Genomic DNA, 7,023 nt, shown 5'->3' with positions numbered 1-7,023 from the left:
CGAGCGGGAGACCGATCGGCGGCTGCCGTTCGAGGAGGTCGGCTGGTTGCGGGCGGCGAAGTTCGGGGCGCTGCGGGTGCCGGTCGAATTCGGCGGCTACGGGGTCACGGTGCGTCAGCTGTTCCGGCAGCTGATCGCCCTGGCCGCCGCGGAATCGAATCTGCCGCAAGCCTTGCGGGTGCATTGGTCGTTCGTCGAGGACCAGCTGCTGGCCGAGGACGGGCCGGAGCGGGAGCGCTGGCTGCGCGCGGTGGCGGAGGGCACGCTGGTCGGCAATGCGATCACCGAGCCGGGCGTCGGCGCGGTCGACCGCTACCGCACGCGCCTGACTCGCGACGGCGAGCACTGGCGGCTGGACGGTACGAAGTATTACAGCACCGGTTCGCTGTACGCGGATTACATTCTGGCGGCGGCGGATCGCGAGGGTGAGCGGGTCGGTGTGCTGGTGGACGCGCACGCCGAGGGGGTGCGCCAGCACGACGACTGGGACGGGTTCGGGCAGCGGCTCACCGCCAGCGGCACCACCGAGTTCACCGCGGTGCGCGTCACCGAGGAGCGCATCCTCGGTCCCGGATACGGGACGTCCGGCCCCACCTATGCGACGGCTTATCTGCAGCTGGTGCAGTTGGCGGTGCTGGCCGGTATCGCCCGGCGCGCGGAGGCCGACGCCCGGGACTGGGTGGCGGCCCGCACCCGTGGCTACACCCACTCCGTCGCTGACCTGCCACGCCAGGATCCGTTGGTGCAGCAGGTGATCGGGCGGCTGTCGGCCGCCGCCTTCGCCGCCGAGGCCAGTGTGCTCGCGGTCGCCGATGTGCTCGATGCGGTGCTGGCCGACGGGGCGCGCGACGAAAAGCTGTTGGTGGCAGCCGAACTCGCCGCGGCGCAGGCGCAGCTGGCGGTGATCGACCTTGTGTTGCCCGCCACCACACTGCTTTTCGAGGTCGGTGGCGCGTCGGCGGTCTCGGAGCGGCTGCGGCTGGATCGGCACTGGCGCAATGCCCGCACCATCTCGGTGCACAATCCGGCCATCCAGAAGGCGCGTGCCATCGGCGATCACCTGCTCAACGGCGCCGACCTGCCGTTCGCGTGGAGTGCGGGCGAGCGCGCACCGGCGGCGGGGGCCGGGCGATGACCCGCCGCATCCGCTTCAACGCGTTCGATATGAACTGCGTGGCCCACCAGTCCCCGGGCCTGTGGCGGCATCCGGAGGATCAGTCGCATCGGTACAAGGAGCTCGGCTACTGGACCGAGCTGGCGAAGCTGTTGGAGCGCGGGCGATTCGATGGCATCTTCATCGCCGACGTGCTGGGCACCTACGACGTGTACGGCGGCAATGACATCGCCGCCCTGCGTCAGGGTGCGCAGATCCCGGTGGCCGATCCGCTGCTGCTGGTCTCGGCCATGGCGGCGGTCACCGAGCACCTGGGTTTCGGGATCACCACCGGCACCGGGTTCGAGCACCCGTATCCCTTCGCACGGCGGCTGTCCACCCTCGACCACCTCACCGGCGGGCGACTGGGCTGGAATGTGGTCACCGGCTATCTGCCTTCGGCCGCAAGGAATTTCGGGGCCGACGATCAGCTCGACCACGATGATCGCTACGACCAGGCCGACGAGTATCTCGAGGTGCTCTACAAGCTGTGGGAGGGCTCGTGGGAGGACGACGCGGTGGTGCGCGACACCGCGCGCGGCGTCTATGTGGATCCGGCGAAGGTGCATCACATCGGGCATCGCGGCAAGCACTACACGGTGCCGGGCATTCACCTGTCCGAACCGTCGCCGCAGCGGACGCCGGTGATCTACCAGGCCGGGGCCTCACCACGCGGGGTCCGTTTCGCCGCTGAGAACGCTGAGGCCATTTTCGTGGCCGGGCCTTCCAAACGGGTTCTGGCACAGACGGTTTCTCGGATCCGAGACGCCCTGGAAGCAGCCTGCCGCGACCGTTACGCCGCGCGGATCTATGCGCTGGCCACCATTGTCACCGACGCCACCGACGAGGCCGCGCACGACAAGCACCGGGAGTACCTGTCCTACGCCAGCGTCGAGGGTGGGCTGGTGTTCATGTCCGGCTGGATGGGCATCGACCTGTCGAAATACGACTTGGACGACCCGATCGGCGAGGTGGAGAGCAATGCCATCCAGTCCGCGGTGGCCGCCTTCCAGGAGTTCGACGACGACGGCCGGGAATGGACGGTCCGCGATATCGGCCGCTGGGCCGGAATCGGCGGGATGGGGCCGGTGTTCGTCGGCTCCGGGGAGACCGTCGCCGACCAGCTCCAGGAGTGGGTGGACGACACCGATCTGGACGGGTTCAACCTGGCCTACGCCATTACGCCGGGCAGTTTCGAAGACATTGTGCGCCATGTCGTTCCGGTGTTGACCGCACGAGGCGCGTACGCGGACGAGTACGTTCCGGGCACCCTCCGCAACGCGTTGTTCGGTGCGGGCGACCGGCTGCCGCCGGAGCATCGAGGCGCACGGTATCGCCTCGGTGCCGCGGGCTCGACCGCCTTGCCGGACGCGGTGTCCCGACCGGGAGCCACCGCCGATCCTGCCGACCACGAGTCGGTTACCTCTGATCTCGAAAGGGTGATCCCCGCATGACTTCTCAGCACAACTCGACCCGCACGGCCGCCGTGATCGGGGCCGGGCAGACCGGCGTCACCGCGGCCCTGGGCCTGCTCGACGCCGGATTCGACGTCACCCTCTACAGCGACCGCGACCAGCGCGCACTGCGCGACGACGTCCCCGCCACCGGGACCGCACTCGAATTCGGCGAAACCCAGCAGGCCGAAGCCGCACTCGGACTCGACACCTACACCGCCCGCGCACCGCGGCACACGGGTCTGAGTGTGCGCATCGCCGGGCCCGAAGGTGAGGAACTCATCGCCTTCGACGGACATTTCGACGGCTACGTGGGTGTTGCCGTCGATACCAGGCTCAAGGCCGACGAACGGCTGACCGCGTTCATCGAACGAGGCGGGCGTTTCGTCGTCGATCGAGTGACGCCGGAGAAGCTGGACCATATCGCCGCCGATGTCGACCTCACGCTGGTCGCGACCGGACGCGGCGGGTTGTCGGACCTGTTCGCGATCGACGAGTCCCGCAGCCCCTACGCCGCGCCACAGCGCTCGCTGCTCACCGTCACCGTGACCGGTCTCGGCCACGACGAGAGCGTGTTCGCGCACCGCAGCCGGGCGGGCGGGTCGCACAGCCTGTTCTCCATCCTCGCCGATCAGGGCGAAGCCTGGTGGGGACCGTACCTGCACAAGGACGTCGGCCCCAGCTGGGCCTTCCTGGGCTGGGCCAGGCCCGGCAGCGACTGGGAGAAGCGTTTCGCCGGAGCCGATTCCGCGGACTCTGCGCTGCGGATCGTGCAACAGCTCTACCGTGACTATCTCGACTGGGACCTGCCCGAGGCGCTGGCCGCACAGACGATCGCCGAGGATCCGCACTCCTGGCTGAAAGGTGCTGTCCGACCGGTGGTCCGCGCGGGTGCGGGGCGCACCGCGAGCGGTCACGTGGTGGCCTCGCTCGGCGACACCTCCGCCGCCTACGACCCGATCGCGGGGCAGGGCGCGCAGAGCGGACTGATCCAGGCCCAGCGCCTCGTCGCGGCCGCCGCCGTCCATGACGGACCCTTCGACGAGCAATGGATCACCCAGCAATATCGGGCGTTCCTGGCCGCTCGCGGCGATGCGGCGAACCGGGTGACGCGGTTGTTCCTCGGCGATGCCGAGCTCGCCGACATCGGCGGCCAGCTGTTCGCCGCCGCCGCGGTCGAGCCGCGCTTCGCCGCCGCGCTCGTCGGCCTGCTGCACCGCCCGCAACCGTTCCTCGGCGTCGATTCCCTCGACGCGGCAGAGCGATTCATCACCGAGGCCACCGGCCAGGACGCGGCCGAGTTGCTGGCTCGTTTCGAACCGGCCGGGCGCTTCGCCCGTTCCGCTTACGCGGGTGGACTCGCCACCGCATAGCCGACTCGCCGACCCAGGAGACGCCGTGACCACGACCGAGAATGCCCGAGGCACCCGATGACCGAGATCACCGAACGACCGGCGACCGCACACGTGATCGCCGACGCCGACGAGGCATTGGCGGTCGCGGCACGGCTCGCCACCCACTTCGCCACCGATGCCGCCGGGCGCGACGCACGACGCGAGCTGCCACGCGCCGAGCTGGATACCCTGTCGGCCAGCGGGCTGCTCGGCATCTCCGTCCCGCGCGCGTACGGTGGCGCGGACCTGCCGACTTCGGTTGTGGTGGAGGTGTTCCGGCTGCTGGCGGCGGCCGACCCGAACATCGCCCAGATTCCACACAGCCACTTCGTGTATGTGAACGCGTTGCGGCAGAACGGCACCGAGGAGCTACAGCGCTACCTGTTCTCGGAAGTGCTGGCGGGCAGGCGATTCGGCAACGCGCAGTCCGAAGCGGGCACCAAGCACGTGCAGGACTACCGCACCCGCCTGCGGGCACACCCCGACGGCGGCTATGTCCTCGACGGGGTCAAGCACTATTCGACCGGGGCGCTGTTCGCGCATTGGATTCCGGTGCTGGCCAAGAATGACGACGACCGGATCGTGGTGGCCTATGTCCCCGCCGACGCCGAGGGCCTCACCGTCGTCGACGACTGGGACGGCATGGGGCAGCGCACCACCGCCAGCGGGTCGGTGCGCCTCGACGGCGTCCGGGTTCCGGCTAATCACGTTGTCCCGCACCATCTCACGTTCACCGGACCGCAACTCTACGGTGCCCGGGCGCAGATCCTGCACACCGCGATCGACGCGGGCATCGCGCGCGGGGCGCTGTCGGAGGCCGTCGAATTCGTGCGCACCCGCAGCCGTCCGTGGTTCGAAGCCGGTGTCGAACACGCCGCCGACGATCCGCTCACCATCCAGCGTTTCGGCGAATTGGAAGTCACCGTGCGCGCGGCCGAAGCGCTGCTGTCGGTGGCGGCCGAAGCCATCGACCGGGCCCACCCCGACCTCGACGACGACAGCGCCGCCGCCGCGTCCATCGCCGTCGCCACCGCGAAGGTCGCCGCCGACCGCGCCGCACTGGAGGTGACCAACGCGCTGTTCGAGGTGTCCGGCACCCGCTCGGCCCTGGATTCGCTGAACCTGCACCGGCATTGGCGCAATGCCCGCACCCACACCCTCCACGACCCGGTGCGCTGGAAACTCCAGCACATCGGTCGCTACATCCTCACCGGCACGCCGCCTCCGCGGCACGGTGTCCTCTAGAAGGAGCCTCTCCATGCCCTCTCTGATCGTGTTGTCCGGCAGCCCGTCAGCGACCTCCCGCACGGCCGCGCTGGCCGAGCATCTGTCCGAGCGGCTGCGCGGTGACGGCCACACCGTGGCGTCGGTGCGAGTGCGCGATCTGCCCGCATCCGCCCTGCTGCACGCCGACGCCACCCATCCCGAGATCGCGGCGGTGGCCGCCGCCATCGCCGCCGCCGACGGCGTGGTCGTCGCCTCCCCCGTGTACAAGGCCGCCTACTCCGGACTGCTCAAGACACTGCTCGATCTGCTGCCGCAGTTCGCGCTGGCGGGAAAGGTGGTGCTGCCCATCGTCACCGGCGGCACGCCCGCGCATGTGCTCGCGATCGACTACGCGCTGCGGCCGGTGCTCTCCTCGCTCGGCGCCGACCACATCGTGCCCGGCTGGTTCGTGCTCGACCAGCACATCGCCACCGATGGCGCTGCGGTGACCCTGGATCCCCGGGCGGCGGAGCAGTTGTACCCGATCGTCGACGCCTTCTCGGCGGCAGTGTCCGCGCGCCCGGCGCTGGCCACCGCCTGAGCGCGGGATCCAATCATGTTGCGATTCCACTGGTTTCTCCCCACCTACGGCGACAGCCGCTACCTGGTCGGCGGCGGCCACGGCACCACGATCACCGCTGCCGGTGGCGACCGCCCCGCCGACATCGGCTACCTCACCCAAATCGCCCGCAGCGCCGAACAACTCGGCTTCGAAGCCGCCCTCACCCCGACCGGGGCCTGGTGCGAGGACGCCTGGCTGACCACCGCCATCCTGGCCCGCGAATCCGAACGCCTGAAATTCCTCGTCGCCTTCCGCCCCGGCCTGGTCTCCCCCACCCTCGCCGCCCAGATGGCCGCCACCTACCAGCGCCACACCGGCGGACGCCTGCTGCTCAATGTCGTGACCGGCGGCGAGGACCACGAACAGCGCGCCTACGGCGACCACCTCGACAAGAACCAGCGCTACCAACGCACCGACGAATTCCTCAGCGTGGTGCGCAGACTCTGGACCGGCGAACGGGTGACATTGGAAGGCGACCACATTCACGTCACCGACGCCACACTCGACCGCGTCCCGGACCCGGTGCCCGACATCTATTTCGGAGGCTCCTCACCCGCCGCGGGCAAGGTCGCCGCCCGCCACGCCGACGTCTACCTCACCTGGGGCGAACCCCCGGCCGCCGTCGCCGCCAAACTCGACTGGATCCGCGAGCAGGCCGCCAACGCAGGCCGCACCCCACCTCGCTTCGGCATCCGGCTACACGTCATCACCCGCGACACCGCCGAACAGGCCTGGGCCGAAGCCGACCGTCTCCTGGCCGCGCTGGACCCCCCAGCCATCGCCACCATCCAAGCGGGCCTGGCCCGCAGCGGATCCGAAGGCCAACAACGCATGCTGGCCCTACACGGCGGCACCACCACATCCCTCGAGGTATCCCCCAACCTCTGGGCCGGAGTCGGCCTGGTCCGCGGCGGCGCCGGCACCGCCCTGGTAGGTAGCCACACCGAAGTAGCCGCCCGCATCGAGGAATACCACGCCCTAGGCATCGACGAATTCATCCTCTCCGGCCACCCCCACCTCGAAGAGGCCTACTGGTTCGGCGAGGGAATCCTCCCCCTCCTATCCCGAAAATCCCTCTGGCAACACCCATTCCGAAGCACCGAAGCACCCATCGCAACAACGGTCCCGTTCACCAACTGACACAACGGATATCGGGGACGCCAGAATCGCTCCGCTCCCAGCGATCCTCCCGGC

The 7,023-nt window shown here is 69.6% G+C and carries 6 protein-coding genes; all 6 read left to right on the top strand.

Going from position 1 to position 7,023, the window contains the following annotated elements:
* Positions 1–1,135 (top strand): acyl-CoA dehydrogenase family protein (locus ON43_RS37985; RefSeq protein WP_040815527.1); only part of this gene is annotated, 1,135 nt, incomplete at its 5' end.
* Positions 1,132–2,607 carry an LLM class flavin-dependent oxidoreductase gene (locus ON43_RS37980; protein ID WP_051179868.1) on the top strand — a complete coding sequence of 492 codons (1,476 nt, stop codon included), beginning with the start codon at positions 1,132–1,134 and terminating at the stop codon, positions 2,605–2,607. The genes ON43_RS37985 and ON43_RS37980, both read left to right, overlap by 4 nt.
* The gene (locus tag ON43_RS37975; RefSeq protein WP_040815526.1) at positions 2,604–3,980 is read left to right on the top strand and encodes a styrene monooxygenase/indole monooxygenase family protein; all 1,377 of its coding nucleotides are present in this window, start codon (positions 2,604–2,606) and stop codon (positions 3,978–3,980) included. Before ON43_RS37980 ends, ON43_RS37975 begins: the two co-directional genes overlap by 4 nt.
* Positions 3,981–4,037: 57 nt before the next feature.
* Positions 4,038–5,246, top strand: coding sequence for an SfnB family sulfur acquisition oxidoreductase (locus ON43_RS37970; RefSeq protein WP_040815525.1), 1,209 nt, complete (start codon positions 4,038–4,040; stop codon positions 5,244–5,246).
* Between the two features lie 13 nt (positions 5,247–5,259).
* Positions 5,260–5,808 (top strand): NADPH-dependent FMN reductase, encoded by a 549-nt coding sequence (ssuE, locus tag ON43_RS37965; RefSeq protein WP_040815524.1) that lies wholly within the window; start codon positions 5,260–5,262, stop codon positions 5,806–5,808.
* A gap of 12 nt (positions 5,809–5,820) precedes the next feature.
* A complete protein-coding gene (locus ON43_RS37960) occupies positions 5,821–6,969 on the top strand; it encodes an LLM class flavin-dependent oxidoreductase (RefSeq protein ID WP_040815523.1) in 1,149 nt (382 codons plus the stop codon).
* Positions 6,970–7,023 lie beyond the last annotated feature (54 nt).

It is taken from the genome of Nocardia concava NBRC 100430 (assembly GCF_000308815.1).
Lineage (GTDB): Bacteria > Actinomycetota > Actinomycetes > Mycobacteriales > Mycobacteriaceae > Nocardia > Nocardia concava.
Note: the sequence above shows the minus strand (reverse complement) of the source record. Positions and strands in the feature narration are given on the sequence as shown.

Excerpts from the sequence above, each read along its gene's own strand:
- ON43_RS37980 (WP_051179868.1), top strand. The coding sequence starts at position 1,132 with ATGACCCGCCGCATCCGCTTCAACGCGTTCGATATGAACTGCGTGGCC.
- ON43_RS37975 (WP_040815526.1), top strand. The coding sequence starts at position 2,604 with ATGACTTCTCAGCACAACTCGACCCGCACGGCCGCCGTGATCGGGGCC.
- ON43_RS37970 (WP_040815525.1), top strand. The coding sequence starts at position 4,038 with ATGACCGAGATCACCGAACGACCGGCGACCGCACACGTGATCGCCGAC.
- ssuE (WP_040815524.1), top strand. The coding sequence starts at position 5,260 with ATGCCCTCTCTGATCGTGTTGTCCGGCAGCCCGTCAGCGACCTCCCGC.